The organism is Parabacteroides sp. AF19-14 (assembly GCF_003635485.1).
Lineage (GTDB): Bacteria > Bacteroidota > Bacteroidia > Bacteroidales > Tannerellaceae > Parabacteroides > Parabacteroides distasonis.
Genome location: NZ_QTMJ01000018.1, coordinates 1 through 15,777 on the forward strand (window position 1 = coordinate 1; position 15,777 = coordinate 15,777).

The window sequence follows — 15,777 nt, forward strand, 5'->3', positions numbered from 1 at the left end:
AGTTCGCCGCAGACTCTAGTTCCACGATATCCACCATCATAGCTGATTTCATGGTTGATAGCATCTGGCGATCCATATAGTTCAGTAAGGCGACAACCCATAGTAAACCGACTACGATCCAAGGATATAATTTCTTATTTTTCATTTGATTGAGGAAAATAAAAAGGAAAACAAAGCCTTAGAAACATTAGGAGCCACGGTTGTGACCCCTGATGTCAATTGACCAATTTTCAGTATTTTAGATAAAGTTATTTAGAAAGAATTTCGTCGCAGAGTAAACTACATTTGAGAAGCATTCTAGGAATGTGGAACGGACCTTTGAATAGATTGCCTTTGGCAGATTGAGAGACACTACCATCGAAGTGTAGGTAGCCATACCATTCCCCATATTCTTTGTCGGGGAGATGATTAAATGTGTAATCGTTTATTAGTTTGTGCATTTCGAGATATTTGGCGTCGCCAGTCGCTTGGTAGGCGTAAAGCGTAGCGATAACCGCCTCGCATTGTGGCCACCAAAACTTCATGTCGTGCCAATACTCTTGGGGAGGGAAGTTTTTGCAATCCTTGAAATAGTTGATTCCGCCGTACGTCTTATCCCAGCCCCAGTCCCAAGACCAGTTGAGGATTTGTAAACCCATCTCTTTCAGTTGAGGGTCCCATCCTCGGTATTTGGCCTCTTCCAAGATAAACCATGCGGTCTCGATGGAGTGGCCGGGATTGATGGTACGCCCGGCGATAGAGTCGATAAACTCACCGTTGGGTCCTACTGTCTCCAAGATAGCCTTGAATTCGGGATGCATGAAATCACGGCGTAGCTCGGCTATGGAATCATCGATTTGTTGTGTAAGTATGGGATCGTTTATGGCCTCACGGATGCGTGCCGCCGTATCGATCAGTATCATGCAGAAAGAATGGCCTTTCGCCACGAGACCTTCACGAAATTTAGGCTCCAATAATCCCGGGGTATTCTTATAGCGCAATACTTGCTTGAATAAGTTCACGGCCTTCTCGGCATAGCCTTTATCGCCTGATGCCAATGCATAGTGAGCCATAGCGATCGCCGCGAAAGTCTCGGAGAATACGTAACGGCGTTTACGTACAGGGATACCTGTCGCTGTCACCTCGAAGAACATACGTCCGTCCGTATCAAAACAATGTTTCTCGATGAAATCGATACCGTTTTTACAGGCTCTCAGCCATTCTTCGTTTTTCTCAATGTGATTATAGGCATATGCCAAGATAAAGGCGAATCGTCCTTGGAACCAAACGGACTTAGTGGAGTCCATCAGAGTACCATCCCGGTCTACGCAAGTAAAGTAACCGCCGTTCTCTTTGTCCAGCCCGTATTTCATCCAAAAAGGAAGAATATTGGAAAGAAGCTCATTCCGATAGGTCTTGCCCCAATAAGCTAGATATTCCGATGGATTAGATAAGTTGTCAAACGCTGCCATACCTTAGAATTTATTACATCTTTCAAAGAAATTGATAGCCTCTAATTCCGCTTTCATCGCGGCCTCTTCTTCGTCCGTCATATTCCGGAACGGGGTACGGTTCTTGCCGAGATCTAATCCGATCAATTTCATGATGCGTTTTCCTCCGACGATATTACCACGGTAATTGCAGATAACGTTAATAACCTCCTGAGAGAAGTTTTGTCTCTCGCGAGCTGTCTCTAAGTCACCGGCTGCCCAAGCCTCTAGGATACCGGTTAATTCTTTTCCGTTATAGTTTGTGGTACCACCGATACCTCCTTGCGCTCCACCCATCGCAAGGCAAGGAAGAATCGTCTCATCCTGTCCGTGCAACATGTCGAATTTACCATTCTTGTACAAACGACATTGATTGTATTCGTATAAGCTCTCGTATGTATATTTGATACCGGCGAAATTAGGGATACGCCCGTCTACTGCTTTTAAGAAATCCAGCATAGGGAGGAAAGCGTTGTTAAACGCAGGGATATGATAGTAGTAAAACGGTAAGGCAGGAGCGCCGCAAGCGATCTCCTCGCAGTACTTTACCAATTCCTCAATTCGACCGATACGAGGGAAAGGGGTAGCCATAGCGCCAATACCCCAAGCGCCGATCTTTTGAGCATGTTCCGCTAAATTACGACTAGACTTAACGCATGTGCTACCTACGTGCACAATTACCTTAAAGCCTTCCGGAGCTGCTTCCATCCATTTCTCGGCCAGTTTCATGCGTTCTTCCTCTGTCAGCATATAACCTTCTCCGGAAGAACCATTGATGAACACGCCTTTCAGTCCGTTTTTCACAAGAAGTTTCGCATAAGCTTCAATTGGCTCGTAATTAACTTCCCCGTTCTCATGGAACGGAGTAAAGGGAGCATCGATCAGTCCTTTAATTTTATCCATACCTGCGTTATTTTTATGAGTTTTAACCTCTAATTTTAATTACGATGCAAATATAAATAAAATATTTTAATAACAAACCAATATTTTATCAAGAAAATGAAATAATTATTTGATTTTTATTTAATTCCTTTGAAATGGTTGTTAAATCATACCTAGAATTTTAGATCGAGATAGCAGGCAGGCCCCTAATATGCCCGCTCTTTCACCTAATTTGGATACTTTGATCTGTGTATCACGGGTTACCAAGTTTAAAGAGTACTTCCTAACGGCACTTTTAATAGGTAGACTTAAATATTCTCCCGTTTGCGACAAGGGCCCACCCAGTACGACCAGTTCTGGATTGAAAATGTTCATCAATCCTGCTATTCCTTTACCTAGATTAAAACCGATCTCCTCCAGTATCTCAATAGATAGCATATCCTCTTTGTGAATAGCGTCGATCAAGTCAGAGAGCCCGATGTATTCCCCGGCATCGATTTTACTGGCCAATATGGTGTTGCTACCCTCTTTATACCGCTCAAGGAGGGTACGGTACAGGGCAGAACCGGAAGCTCCAGTCTCGAGGCATCCTTTTTTACCGCAATGGCAAAGAATCTCATTCTCGAAGAAGCTGAAGTGCCCAAATTCTCCGGAGAAGCCTGATTTCCCGAAATAAACCTTGCCGTCTATGATGATACCGATACCTAATCCCCAAGATATATTGATGAATAGGATATTTTTTTCTCCTTTTACGACTCCTTGAAGATATTCGCCGTAAGCCATGGAACGGGTGTCATTCTCTATATAGATCTTTATATGTAGTTTTTCCTCAAGGATTTGAGACAAGGGCTTCTCCTCAAAGTAAAAAATGCTATAGCTATATCCGGCGAAAGGATTTACCCGTCCGGATATATTAATGCCAATGCTTAATATCTTTTCCCTTGGGATCGGCAACGAGTTTATAAATTCATTGATACATTCGCAAAGATGGTCTAAAGCGGCTGGTGTGTTTTCGAGTGTATAAGGGATATTCTGCTCAATGCGGATCTTATCTCCTTTAAAATCTAATATGGCTAGATTCAGTTGATCTTTCAGTATATCTACGCCCACAAAATAGCCGGATACGGGATTGAGCCCGTAAATACTAGGTTTACGCCCTCCGCTAGTCTCTTGTTTTCCAAAGTCGAGTATATAACCGTCCTCTTGTAATTCGCTAATTAGCTTAGTGACGGTGGGGATACTGAGATTCATTTCTTTACATACCTCCGCTATAGTAGCGTCTCCATTGGCCATATAATAATGTATGATCTTCTTTTTCAGAAGGCCACTGCGAGTATTGTCATCGGACGAGAGCAAGAACTTAGTTGTCATGGTTATACCTTTATTGAGTGATTAGGGCAAAGGTACAATAAGTTTTTTCAAAAACTAAGCGTAATAAAATAAAATTTTTTCATAAGGAGCTATCTTAATTGTAAGAATTTGTAATAGAAGTTGAATGACATAGTCTGCGGCGAACTTCGGACGTTTGATGGCAGTCTTCCTCTGGATCTACGGATTCATGAGCCCTGTAGCCGGTATGGTGGCAGACAGGGTAAACAGGAAGTGGCTAATCGTGGGTAGCTTATTTGTCTGGTCCTTCGTGACTTTGATGATGGGGTATTGCACGGATTTCAATCAGATCTATTACCTACGTGCCTTGATGGGGGTCAGTGAGGCCCTGTATATTCCTGCCGGATTATCGCTTATCACAGATTATCACCAAGAGAAAACACGGTCATTAGCCGTAGGTATCCATATGACAGGTCTATACGTAGGCCAAGCCTTGGGAGGATTCGGAGCTACGGTGGCCAGCGCTTATACGTGGGAAACGACTTTCCATTGGTTTGGTATCATCGGCATCGCTTATAGCGTGGTCTTGATCATCTTCTTACACGATAAGAAAGATCATGTCGAACAAGCCGTAAAACTGGAAAATTATCCGAAAGAGAATCCGATTTCCGGTGCGTTTAAAGGATTAGGGATGTTATTCACGAACATCGCTTTTTGGATCATTCTTCTTTATTTCGCCACGCCGAGCTTACCGGGTTGGGCGACAAAGAACTGGCTCCCTACCCTATTCGCTGAAAATCTCTCGTTGGATATGTCCGAGGCCGGTCCGTTATCTACATTCACGATCGCTATCTCTTCCTTTATAGGGGTAATCGCCGGAGGTATTTTATCCGATAAATGGATCCAGCGGAATGTCCGGGGACGTGTATACACAGGCGCCATTGGTTTGGCATTAACGATACCCTCTCTCCTATTACTAGGATTTGGGCACAACTTCCCGATGATTATCGGCGGTGGTCTTTGCTTCGGTATCGGTTATGGTATATTCGACGCCAATAATATGCCTATCCTTTGCCAATTCATCTCCCCCCGTTATCGGGCTACAGCCTATGGAATTATGAATATGACCGGTGTATTTGCCGGAGCCGCCATCACGGATATACTAGGAAAATCTACCGACGCTGGTAATCTTGGCCATGACTTCGCCATGCTAGCCGGATTGGTACTCATCGCACTTTTAATCCAAGTGATCTTCTTACGTCCGAAAGTCGCTAATATGACCGACGAATGCTAATTAATCTCATCCAATAAACTAAATAAACAACAAAAAAGTAATTCATTATGAAGAAGAATCTACTGCTCTTAATGCTCGCGCTCCTACTTCCGACATTTATGTACGGACAAGAGCAGACAGTCTCCGGAACAGTGCTGGATACCTACAACATGGGTGTCCCCGGTGCGTCTATCGTTGAAAAAGGCACGACAAATGGAACGATTACCGATTTCGACGGTAATTACACTCTCACCGTATCCAACAAGAACGCCACATTAGTATTTTCTTTCATTGGGTACAAGACACAAGAAGTTCCAGTAGCCGGAAAGGCCAAAGTAGACGTGATCCTACAAGAAAACGCCGAACAGCTAGACGAAGTAGTGGTAACCGGTTACGGTGGCTCACAAAAGAGAGCGACCTTGACAACCTCTATCTCTAAATTGGATAACGCCGTACTGGAAAATGCAGCTATGGCCAATGCCGGACAATCTTTACAAGGTACGGTTTCCGGTTTACGCGTAGTAAACATAAGTGGCCAGCCGGGTAAAGACCCCAATATCGTACTTCGTGGTGGAGCTACCATGACCGGAAAAGACAATGGAGCTTTGGTAGTGGTAGACGGTATCGTTCGTAACTCTTTGGCAGATATCAACCCTTCAGATATCGAGTCCATCCAAGTATTAAAAGATGCTGCCTCAACGGCCATTTATGGAGCACGTGCGAATGGCGGTGTAATCCTTGTCACGACCAAACGGGGAAAAGAAGGCGTAGCTTCCGTTTCCTATAAATTTAAAGGAGGAGCAAACTTCGCCCGTACAGGATATGATTACTTGAACGCAGAGGACTATATCTATTATAATCGCTTAGGATACAAGCGAACCGGACGTTCGGGTATCGATAACCAAATGGGCTATGGAGTTGGTAACGATTTATTCGACATTCGCTATCTAGATGACACGACGAAAGGTCTGTTAAACGAAGGTTGGCAACAAATGACAGATCCCAATGATCCTACAAAGCAACTTTTATTTAAGGATTATTCAGGCCAATTGAAAGATGCAGCTTTCAAAGACCCCTCATTCACGCAAGATCATTATTTGAACATTACAGGCGGTAACGATAAGGGTACTTTCGCTGCTAGTTTAGGTTATTACAAAGAAGATGGTTTGATCAAAGGTACTAGTTACGAACGCTTCTCCGGAACGTTAAACGGTTCCTATAAAATATTCCCGATCTTAACTGTAAACGGCGGGGCGACTTACACTTGGTCTCGTACGCCGGGATTATGGATCGGTCAATACGAGTTCTTCTATCGTACGATGAGCCAACGCCCAACTTGGAACCCCTATATGGAAGATGGATCTCCCGCTTCCGGTTTCGGTACCGGTGATGGTAATCCTCTTTACTACAAGGACAAGCTAACGAATACAAATGGAATCCGTCGTTCAACATACAACATAGGTTTCGATTTGCAAATCATTCCCGAGAAATTAGTATTAAAGGCTAATAGCGCTTTGTATCACGTAGATAATCAAACGGATAAATTTGATAAAGCCTATCAACAACAGAACTCTAGCACACCGAACCTAACGCGCCAGGCTGAAGCGAAATATGTAAAGGAAAATCAACAGCAACATAGTGTGACCTTGACATATTCTGATAGTTTCAAGGACAAGCACAATTTGGAAGCCATGGTCGGCGGTGAGTATTTCAATTGGCATCAATATACGTTAAACGCCAAGACTCAAAATTCACCTTCGGATGATATCCCAACCTTGAACGCAGGAAGTAACCGTACGTATTCATACAGTTACAAACAAGGCTATCGTATCCTTTCCGGCTTCGCTCGTGTAAACTATAACTACAACCTCAAATATCTGTTGTCTGTTGTAGCTCGTTATGATGGTATCTCCAAACTGAGCGACCACCGTTGGGGTTTCTTCCCGGGTGTCTCCGCAGGTTGGAACATCATGGAGGAAGATTTCTTCAAGGACTCCAAATTAGCGGATATTATCTCGAACCTGAAACCACGTGTCAGCTATGGTGTAAACGGTAATGTAAACGGATTAGGCTATTATGACGTATACGGTAGTTACGGACAGAAGGACAAAGACGGAAACATCATAACAAACTACAACAATTCCGTTGGTTTTTACAATGACCAATTGGTTAATAGCGGTTTACGTTGGGAGCAAAGTAAGTCTTTCGAAGTAGGTCTGGATATAGGTTTCTTCAATAACCGCTTAAGCTTTATCTTAGACTATTATAACCGTACGACTTCCGATTTGTTGACTGATCTGGATTTGCCTAATTACACGGGATTCAAAAGTATCAAAACCAACTTAGGAACACTGCGTAACCAAGGTTTTGAGATGGAGGTAAAAGCTAACATCTTAAATAATGTAGGAGGTTTCAGTTGGGACGTAACAGCTAACTTATCTACGGTAGCCAACAAGATCATCAAGCTTCCGGCAAACGGAAACGAGAACAACCGCCAAGGTGGATACCAAGTATGGGATCCGAAAAAAGGCGAAGTCGTTTGGGTTGGCGGAAAACAAGAAGGAGGAAAGCTGGGTGACTTGTTCGCATTCAAGCAAGATCACATTTTCAAAGATTGGGATGACGTAAAAGCAAACGCAAATAATCGTTATGACGCCATTGGTGAATTATATGGTCCAGCGGCATGGGAAGCCCTGAAAGACAAAACCGGAAAACAACAAATCGAGCCGGGTGACGTATGTTGGGCCGATTTGAATGGTGACGGTGTCATCAACAATCTAGACCGTGTGAAGGTAGGCAATATCTTCCCGAACGTAACAGGAGGTTTCTCTACCACCGTTTCTTACAAGGATTTCTCTTTATACGCCCGTTTCGACTACGCATTAGGCCATACATTGTATAACGACTTGGCCGCACGCTCTATCGGACAATACCAAGGTTCATTTAACATCATCGACATGGTTAAACAAAGCTGGTCTGAAGAGAACACGAATACGGATATCCCGAAATTCTACTATGCGGATCAATTGAGCAAAAAGAATATCACCCGCTCCAACAACGGACTTACGGCTGTAGATAACAACAGCTCACGATTCTATGAAAAGGGTGATTACTTGGCACTTCGCGAGATCACATTGACATGGAACTTACCGAAAAGATGGATCAATAAAGCGTTTATGTCAAACGCCTCTGTTTATGTCACCGGACAAAATCTGTGCTACTTTACCGGTTATTCCGGAGTATCACCAGAACCAGCCGTAGATACCTATTATGGTCAAGGCATCGACAATGGTAGATATCCGACTCCTAAGACTGTCCTTATGGGTGTATCTGTAACTTTCTAATTAACGCATAAAAATTAAACATCATATGAAAAAGATATTTATAACCTTTATGGTGGCTGTGTCCTTGTTGACATTCAATCGATGCACCTCGTTGGACATGGAGCCAGTCAGCAGTATTTCCGATGCTAACTATTGGAAATCATCGGACCAATTCAAGGCATTCAATACAGGTCTGCATTCCTTGCTTCGCTTACGTAGCTATAATATATTCGTACTGGGTGAACCACGTGCCGATATTTATGGCGACCAGCCTTTCGGAGGTGAAGCCACTCAAGGCGTAGAACGATATCCGTATAATACGATCAACGCTGAATTTACGGGCATCAGCAATTTTGGAGATTTCTATGAGACAATCAACCAATTAAACCTCATGATCCGTAAGACCAACGAGACTACCTTATTAGATGAAAATGAGAAGAACTACTTCTTAGGTGAAGCATATGGTATGCGTGCGTATATTTATTTCCATCTATTACGTTCATGGGGAGATGTAATTTTGGTAACCGAACCTACTCTAGGTAACGAACTGGATATCTCTCATTTGGAAAAAGCGGCATCTCCAGCAAGTGAGGTCATGGACCAGATCAAGAAAGACATTGACGCTTCCGTCAATGCTTTCGGTAGTGATTATTCTTACAAATATGGAAAAGGCTACTGGTCTAAATCAGCCACATTGATACTAAAAGGTGAAGTTTATTTATGGAGTGGTCGCCAAATGGGTGGAGGTACAGGAGATTATTCTACCGCCAAGGCTGCTTTGCAAGATCTTCAACAAAACGGCAACCTAAAGCTACAGGATAAGTTTACTGATGTATTCGCCTATGGGAATAAGGAGAATAGCGAGATCATCTTCGCTTTCAAGAGTATCAAAGATGAATTCACCATGTGGAAAGATTATAATTGGCGAAACAACATGGTTCCGCAACGTGAATACATGGCAAACTATTGCGATGAATCAGGAACCCCATTCATGGAAATTCCGGGTTATAATTTCCACGGTTTAATGCGTTACCAAGTTAAGAAAGATCATTACTGGAAAACTTTCCGCGAAAATGATTCCCGTCTGACAGGAACCTTGAAAGCTGTTTATCAAAAACAGGAAGACGGAAGCATAAAGTACATCGCTCCATTCGCATACAAATTCCAAGGAACAACATTGGAGGGTAGCAACGAACGTAACTGGCTGGATGATTATCCTATTTACCGTTATGCCGATGCCCTGTTACTACTAGCCGAGGCTAAAGCTCTCTTAGGAGAAGATCCTTCCACGGAGATCAATGCCGTACGCGAGCGTGCTTACGGTTCTGAATATTTCAACGCACATAAAAACGAGGTCGCTTATCCGAATGACAAGGGAAGTTTCTATAACGATAACCCATTTGAGGGGGGCGATGAGAACGTGATGGAAGCTATATTGAAAGAACGGCTGCGCGAGTTCTTCTTCGAGGGCAAGCGTTGGTATGACTTGAGACGTTTCGGTAATCAATATGTCTTGAAATACACGACCGCACAAGAGTCCCGTCTTTTGTGGCCGATCAACGAGGATGCATTGACAAACAATCCAGCATTGAAACAGACTCCCGGATACTAATCGTACATAGGTTTAAGGCGATTGGATATAACTAGGTTTTTGGCACGAATTCCAAAGGGGCTTTGTTCATATGAATGAATATCGCTACCTTTGGAATTCACATATCTATTAATTTCAACCTACAAACAAAAAACATCATGAAAAAAACTTTCCTGTATTTCTGCCTTCTTTTCATCGTACAAACGGCTTTTGCGGCAGACAGTCTTTATGTGCGAGAGCAACAAATCCCCATCTTGATAGACCGGATCGACAATGTACTTTACGAGATGCGGATACCGGCCCAAAAAGGGGATGTATTAAACGAGATCACGATACAGATCGGAGACAATGTCGACCTGTCGGACATCCAAGCGATACGTCTATTTTATAGCGGAGTGGAAGCTCCTTCCCGCAAAGGGGAACATTTCAGTCCCGTTACGTACATATCCAGCCATATACCGGGAAATACCCGTAAGGCTCTTGAATCTTATTCCGTACGGCAAGATGAGGTTACCGCCCCCTTGTCGCGCACGGTAAAACTAACCTCTAAGCAACCGATGCTTAAAGGCATCAACTATTTCTGGGTAAGTATCCAGATGAAGCCTGAGACTTCCTTATTGGCAAAAGTAGCGACTACGATACCTAACGCCCAGATCAACAACAAACCGATCGACATCACTTGGAAAGGAAAGGTGGACGAACGCCATGTAGGTATCGGCGTACGCCAAGCCGGGGATGACGGATCGGCGGCCTTCCGCATCCCGGGATTAGTGACGACGAATAACGGAACATTACTCGGAGTCTACGATATTCGCTATAATAGCAGCGTGGACCTGCAAGAGAAAATCGATATCGGAGTAAGCCGCAGTACCGATAAGGGACAAACTTGGGAACCGATGCGAGTAGCCATGACTTTCAAACAAACGGATGGCCTGCCCCACGGACAAAACGGCGTGGGAGACCCATCGATCTTGGTAGACGAAAAGACCAATACGATCTGGGTAGTAGCCGCATGGACGCATGGTATGGGTAACGAACGGGCTTGGTGGAACTCCATGCCGGGAATGACACCGGACGAGACCGCCCAACTTATGCTCGTGAAAAGTGAGGACGATGGTAAGACGTGGAGCGAACCGATCAACATCACGTCTCAAGTAAAAGACCCGTCTTGGTATTTCCTATTGCAAGGCCCGGGACGAGGCATCACGATGCAAGACGGTACCTTGGTCTTCCCGATCCAGTTTATCGACGCTACCCGTGTGCCCAACGCCGGCATTATGTATAGCAAAGACCGCGGGAAAACATGGCACCTGCATAACTTAGCCCGCACGAATACCACGGAGGCACAAGTTGCCGAGGTAGAACCGGGCGTATTGATGCTAAATATGCGCGATAACCGAGGAGGTAGCCGTGCCGTAGCCACTACAAAGGATTTAGGCAAGACATGGACGGAGCATCCTTCCAGCCGTAGCGCCTTACAGGAATCCGTTTGTATGGCCAGCTTGATCAAGGTAAACGCCAAGGATAACATCACCGGCAAGGACCTTCTACTCTTCTCCAACCCGAACACGACAAAAGGGCGTAATCATATCACGATCAAGGCGAGTCTGGACGGCGGACTTACTTGGCCTACGGAACATCAAGTCTTATTAGACGAGGCCGAGGGCTGGGGATATTCCTGTCTCTCCATGATCGATAAGGAAACGGTTGGAATCTTTTACGAGTCAAGCGTGGCGCATATGACCTTCCAAGCCGTTAAGCTAACAGATCTTATTCCTTAGAGAAACAATCTATGAGATCAATACTGAATCTTATTCTTATTGTATATATAGGCATTTCCGGGTCTGTACAGGCCCGGAATCCTGTTTTATTGCCCTTGCCTCAAAAATACGTCCGGACAAACGCTTCGTTCCACCCGAAGCAAATCGCAGTTTCTTCCGAAGGGAAACTCCGTTCCATCCTAATGGAATTCTTGGAGGAGCTGCCGGTAAGCGTCCAACCGGACAGCCGATACAAGATAGAGGTTTCCTTGGTTGACAAATTGGACGGAATCCCCCTCAACTCCGAGGAGGCTTATCAACTAAGCGTCTCTTCCCGGGGGATAACCATCCGGGCGGTATCCGAGCAAGGAGCTTATTGGGCGATACAAACCTTGCGCCAACTGACCGAGCGGCAAGGGAAGCGATATTCCATCCAAGGCTGCGAGATCACCGACTGGCCTGCTTTCCGCATACGAGGATTCATGCAAGACGTAGGGCGGAGCTATATCTCCATGGAAGAACTGAAACGGGAGATCGAGGTACTTTCCCGCTACAAGATGAACGTATTTCATTGGCATCTCACGGAGAACCAAGCTTGGCGTCTGGAGAGCAAGATCTTTCCGATGCTGAACGACAGCTGCAATATGAGCCGTATGCCCGGAAAATATTACACGATCGAGGACGCAAAGGAGCTGGTTCGCTTTTGCAAAGAGCATAACGTACTATTGATCCCGGAGATCGATATGCCGGGGCATAGCGACGCTTTCATCCGGGCGTTCCGTCATGATATGCAGAGCAAGGAGGGTATGGCGATCTTAAAACTATTGATGGACGAGGTTTGCGAGGTATTCGAGGAGGTTCCTTACTTACATATCGGTACGGACGAGGTAAAGTTTACCAATCCAAAGTTCGTACCCGAGATGGTCGCTTATATCCGTGCGAAAGGGAAACAAGTGATCTCTTGGAACCCGGGATGGAAGTACAAACCGGGTGAGATCGACATGGAGCAAATGTGGAGTTACCGGGGAAAAGCGCGACCGGGCATTCCCGCGATCGACTCCCGTTTCCATTATATCAACCATTTTGATACGTTCGCCGACTTAATCGCCTTGTACACCAGCCGTATTTACAATGAACCGCAAGGAAGCCATGATTTGGCGGGTACGATCCTTGCCGTATGGCACGACCGGGTCGTACAGCCGGAGGACAAATTGATCCGGGAGAATAATTTGTATCCGAATCTATTAGCGATCGCCGAACGTTCTTGGTTGGGCGGCGGCTATCAATATTTCGATAAGAACGGAACGATGCTGCCTATCGATCCCGATAACGAGGAGCATAAGACATTTGTCGATTTTGAGCGGCGGATGTTATGGCATAAAGAACATCATTTCCAAGGATACCCGTTCGCCTACGTCAAGCAAACCAACGTGAGATGGCGTATCACCGACCCTTTCCCGAATGATGGGGAACTGACCCGTTCTTTCCCTCCGGAAAAGTCGCTTCAAGCGCAATATACCTATGAAGGGAAAAATTACGGTACGCACGACGCCATCGGTGCCGGAATCTACCTGCGCCATGTCTGGGGACCGCTGGTTCCCGGTGTCTATAAGGACCCGCAGCCGAATCATACCGCTTACGCATGGACTTGGATCTATTCGCCCAAGACGCAAGACGTAGGGGCGTGGATCGAATTCCAGAATTACGGGCGCTCGGAGATGGATCTTCCTCCCTCACAAGGGAAATGGGATTATAAAGAAAGCCGTATCTGGGTAAATGATCAAGAGATAACGCCCCCCGTATGGACCGCTACCCACCGGGAGAAGTCCAATGAGATCCCACTGGGGAACGAGAACTGCGTAAGCCGTAAACCAACCCCGGTCCATCTGGGAAAAGGCTGGAACAAGGTGTTCATGAAGCTTCCGGTCGGTACGTTCAATACCCCCGAGGTCCGTCTGGTGAAATGGATGTTTACGTTCGTTTGCGTCACACCCGATGGAGAGAAAGCGGTGGAAGGACTGGTTTACTCTCCGGATAAACAACTTAAATAACGTCTAATTCGGTTGAATGAAATGAGAAAAATAATAGGAATCTTATCCATCTTCCTCGCTTTCGCATTTATGAGCCAAGCGCAAAAGATCAAGGTGGCTTGCGTAGGTAATAGCGTGACCTACGGCTACGGAATCGAGAACCGGGAAACAAACTGCTACCCGGCCCAATTGCAACAGATGCTTGGAGATGCCTACGAAGTGGAGAACTTCGGGCATAGCGGGGCTACTTTATTAAACAAGGGATATCGTCCTTATACCCAACAAGAGGCGTATCAAAAGGCACTGAGGTTTGCCGGAGATTACGTGATCATCCATCTGGGATTGAACGATACGGACCCTCGGGCATGGCCGAATTACCGGGACGACTTCGTTCGGGATTATCTTTCCTTGATCGAATCCTTCCGGAAAGCCAATCCGAAATGCAAGGTATGGGTTTGCCGTATGACTCCGATATCTCACCGCCATCCTCGTTTTAAATCCGGTACAAGAGACTGGTACTGGATGGAGCAAGCGCTTATCGAAGAAATCGCCCGGATAGCCGGCGCGACCTTGGTCGATTTGCAGGAAGGATTATATGACCGTCCGGATCTATTGCCCGACGCATTGCATCCCAACGCTGAAGGTGCCGGTATCTTGGCCCGCACCGTTTATGGTGCGCTAACCGGCGATTACGGAGGATTACAGCTTCCTGCCATCTATTCGGACCGGATGGTCTTGCAACGGGATCAACCGCTTCCTATATCTGGTATCGCCAACCAAGGGGAGAAAGTAACCGTTACCCTCGCCGGACAAAGGAAGGAGACCGTAGCCGGTACGAACGGGAAATGGACTGTCACGCTCGATCCCTTGCGGGTAAGCGGGAAATCCTATACCTTAACGGTTTCTACCCCCAGCCGCACGCTGAACTATCGGGATGTAGTAGCCGGGGAAGTCTGGCTATGCTCCGGACAATCCAACATGGCGTTTCGGGTAAACGAGAGCGTAAAGGAAGAACAACAGCAACAATTGGATTACGCGAAACAACACTCGCAAATCCGTTTATTCGACCTAAAGCCCCGCTGGGAGACCTACGCCGTGGAATGGGACGCTTCCGTACTGGATTCATTGAACCGCCTGCAATATTACCACGACGCCCAATGGGAAGTATGCGACACGCGGAATACCGCACGCTTCTCGGCCATAGGATTTGCCTTCGGGCGTATGCTGGCCGATAGCTTACAAGTACCCATCGGATTGATATTGAACGCTGTTGGCGGCTCGCCTACGGAGGCATGGATCGACCGGAAAACACTGGAATTCGAGTTTCCGGATATCTTACAGGATTGGACGAAGAACGACTTTATCCAAGATTGGGTACGTGAACGGGCGGCCTTAAACATCAAGCAAGCGTCCAACCCGCTCCAACGCCATCCGTATGAGCCTTGTTATCTGTTCGAGGCGGGTATCCAACCCCTTCATCGATATCCCATCAAAGGGATTATTTGGTACCAAGGAGAATCGAACGCCCATAATATGGAAGTACACGAACGATTATTCCCGTTATTGGTGAACAGCTGGCGCCAGAATTGGAACGCAGACCTGCCTTTCTACTATGTCCAACTATCCAGCATAGACCGCCCGAGTTGGACTTGGTTCAGGGACAGCCAACGCCGCCTGGCGCAAACCGTATCGAATACGGGTATGGCCGTTAGTAGCGATCGCGGGGATTCTTTAAACGTTCACCCTACCCGAAAAAAAGAGATTGGCGAACGACTGGCACATTGGGCCTTGAACAAGACCTACGGACATAACGTAATCCCATCCGGCCCTTTGTTCCGCAACGCAACGTTTACCGATAACGCCGCCTATATCACTTTCGATTACGCAAAGGGCTTGAGAACTTCCGATGGGGACCCCATCCGTACATTCGAGATCGCCGAGCAGGAAGGACTTTACTATCCGGCGCAAGCCGTGGTAGAGAACGGGAAAGTAAAGGTGTGGAACGATCAAGTGACTCACCCGAAGCTGGTACGCTACGGCTGGCAACCCTTCACGAGAGCGAATCTTGTAAACGAGGCGGGCATGCCGGCCTCTACGTTCCGGGCAATAAAAGAATAAGC

General features: G+C 46.1%; 8 protein-coding genes and 2 pseudogenes. 6 read left to right on the forward strand and 4 right to left on the reverse strand.

Annotated features, from left to right (window positions below; translation table 11 throughout):
• From DWX33_RS16300 to DWX33_RS16315, 4 genes and pseudogenes are all read right to left on the reverse strand, one after another.
• Positions 1-145: pseudogene (locus DWX33_RS16300) on the reverse strand (MFS transporter); the annotation flags it as partial.
• Between the two features lie 103 nt (positions 146-248).
• Positions 249-1,451 (reverse strand): AGE family epimerase/isomerase, encoded by a 1,203-nt coding sequence (locus DWX33_RS16305; protein ID WP_122380682.1) that lies wholly within the window; start codon positions 1,449-1,451, stop codon positions 249-251.
• A 3-nt stretch (positions 1,452-1,454) separates the two neighbouring features.
• On the reverse strand, positions 1,455-2,372 hold the full coding sequence (locus DWX33_RS16310; RefSeq protein ID WP_121962054.1) for a dihydrodipicolinate synthase family protein: 918 nt from the start codon (positions 2,370-2,372) through the stop codon (positions 1,455-1,457).
• Positions 2,373-2,513: 141 nt separating this feature from the next.
• Complete coding sequence (locus tag DWX33_RS16315) at positions 2,514-3,722, reverse strand: ROK family transcriptional regulator (protein WP_005860500.1); 1,209 nt, start codon at positions 3,720-3,722, stop codon at positions 2,514-2,516.
• A 133-nt stretch (positions 3,723-3,855) separates the two neighbouring features.
• On the opposite strand from DWX33_RS16315, the pseudogene DWX33_RS16320 reads away from it, so the two are divergent.
• From DWX33_RS16320 to DWX33_RS16345, 6 genes and pseudogenes are all read left to right on the forward strand, one after another.
• Positions 3,856-4,974, forward strand: a pseudogene (locus DWX33_RS16320) (MFS transporter); the annotation flags it as partial.
• 47 nt (positions 4,975-5,021) lie between these two features.
• Positions 5,022-8,297 carry a TonB-dependent receptor gene (locus DWX33_RS16325; RefSeq protein WP_122380683.1) on the forward strand — a complete coding sequence of 1,092 codons (3,276 nt, stop codon included), beginning with the start codon at positions 5,022-5,024 and terminating at the stop codon, positions 8,295-8,297.
• Between the two features lie 25 nt (positions 8,298-8,322).
• The gene (gene nanU, locus DWX33_RS16330) at positions 8,323-9,888 is read left to right on the forward strand and encodes a SusD family outer membrane lipoprotein NanU (RefSeq protein WP_005863837.1); all 1,566 of its coding nucleotides are present in this window, start codon (positions 8,323-8,325) and stop codon (positions 9,886-9,888) included.
• Between the two features lie 137 nt (positions 9,889-10,025).
• Positions 10,026-11,648, forward strand: coding sequence for a sialidase family protein (locus DWX33_RS16335; protein ID WP_122380684.1), 1,623 nt, complete (start codon positions 10,026-10,028; stop codon positions 11,646-11,648).
• A gap of 11 nt (positions 11,649-11,659) precedes the next feature.
• Positions 11,660-13,678 carry a family 20 glycosylhydrolase gene (locus DWX33_RS16340; protein WP_122380685.1) on the forward strand — a complete coding sequence of 673 codons (2,019 nt, stop codon included), beginning with the start codon at positions 11,660-11,662 and terminating at the stop codon, positions 13,676-13,678.
• Between the two features lie 21 nt (positions 13,679-13,699).
• Positions 13,700-15,775 carry a GDSL-type esterase/lipase family protein gene (locus DWX33_RS16345; protein ID WP_122380686.1) on the forward strand — a complete coding sequence of 692 codons (2,076 nt, stop codon included), beginning with the start codon at positions 13,700-13,702 and terminating at the stop codon, positions 15,773-15,775.
• Positions 15,776-15,777: the final 2 nt, after the last annotated feature.

Excerpts from the sequence above, each read along its gene's own strand:
- DWX33_RS16305 (WP_122380682.1), bottom strand. The coding sequence starts at position 1,451 with ATGGCAGCGTTTGACAACTTATCTAATCCATCGGAATATCTAGCTTAT.
- DWX33_RS16310 (WP_121962054.1), bottom strand. The coding sequence starts at position 2,372 with ATGGATAAAATTAAAGGACTGATCGATGCTCCCTTTACTCCGTTCCAT.
- DWX33_RS16315 (WP_005860500.1), bottom strand. The coding sequence starts at position 3,722 with ATGACAACTAAGTTCTTGCTCTCGTCCGATGACAATACTCGCAGTGGC.
- DWX33_RS16325 (WP_122380683.1), top strand. The coding sequence starts at position 5,022 with ATGAAGAAGAATCTACTGCTCTTAATGCTCGCGCTCCTACTTCCGACA.
- nanU (WP_005863837.1), top strand. The coding sequence starts at position 8,323 with ATGAAAAAGATATTTATAACCTTTATGGTGGCTGTGTCCTTGTTGACA.
- DWX33_RS16335 (WP_122380684.1), top strand. The coding sequence starts at position 10,026 with ATGAAAAAAACTTTCCTGTATTTCTGCCTTCTTTTCATCGTACAAACG.
- DWX33_RS16340 (WP_122380685.1), top strand. The coding sequence starts at position 11,660 with ATGAGATCAATACTGAATCTTATTCTTATTGTATATATAGGCATTTCC.
- DWX33_RS16345 (WP_122380686.1), top strand. The coding sequence starts at position 13,700 with ATGAGAAAAATAATAGGAATCTTATCCATCTTCCTCGCTTTCGCATTT.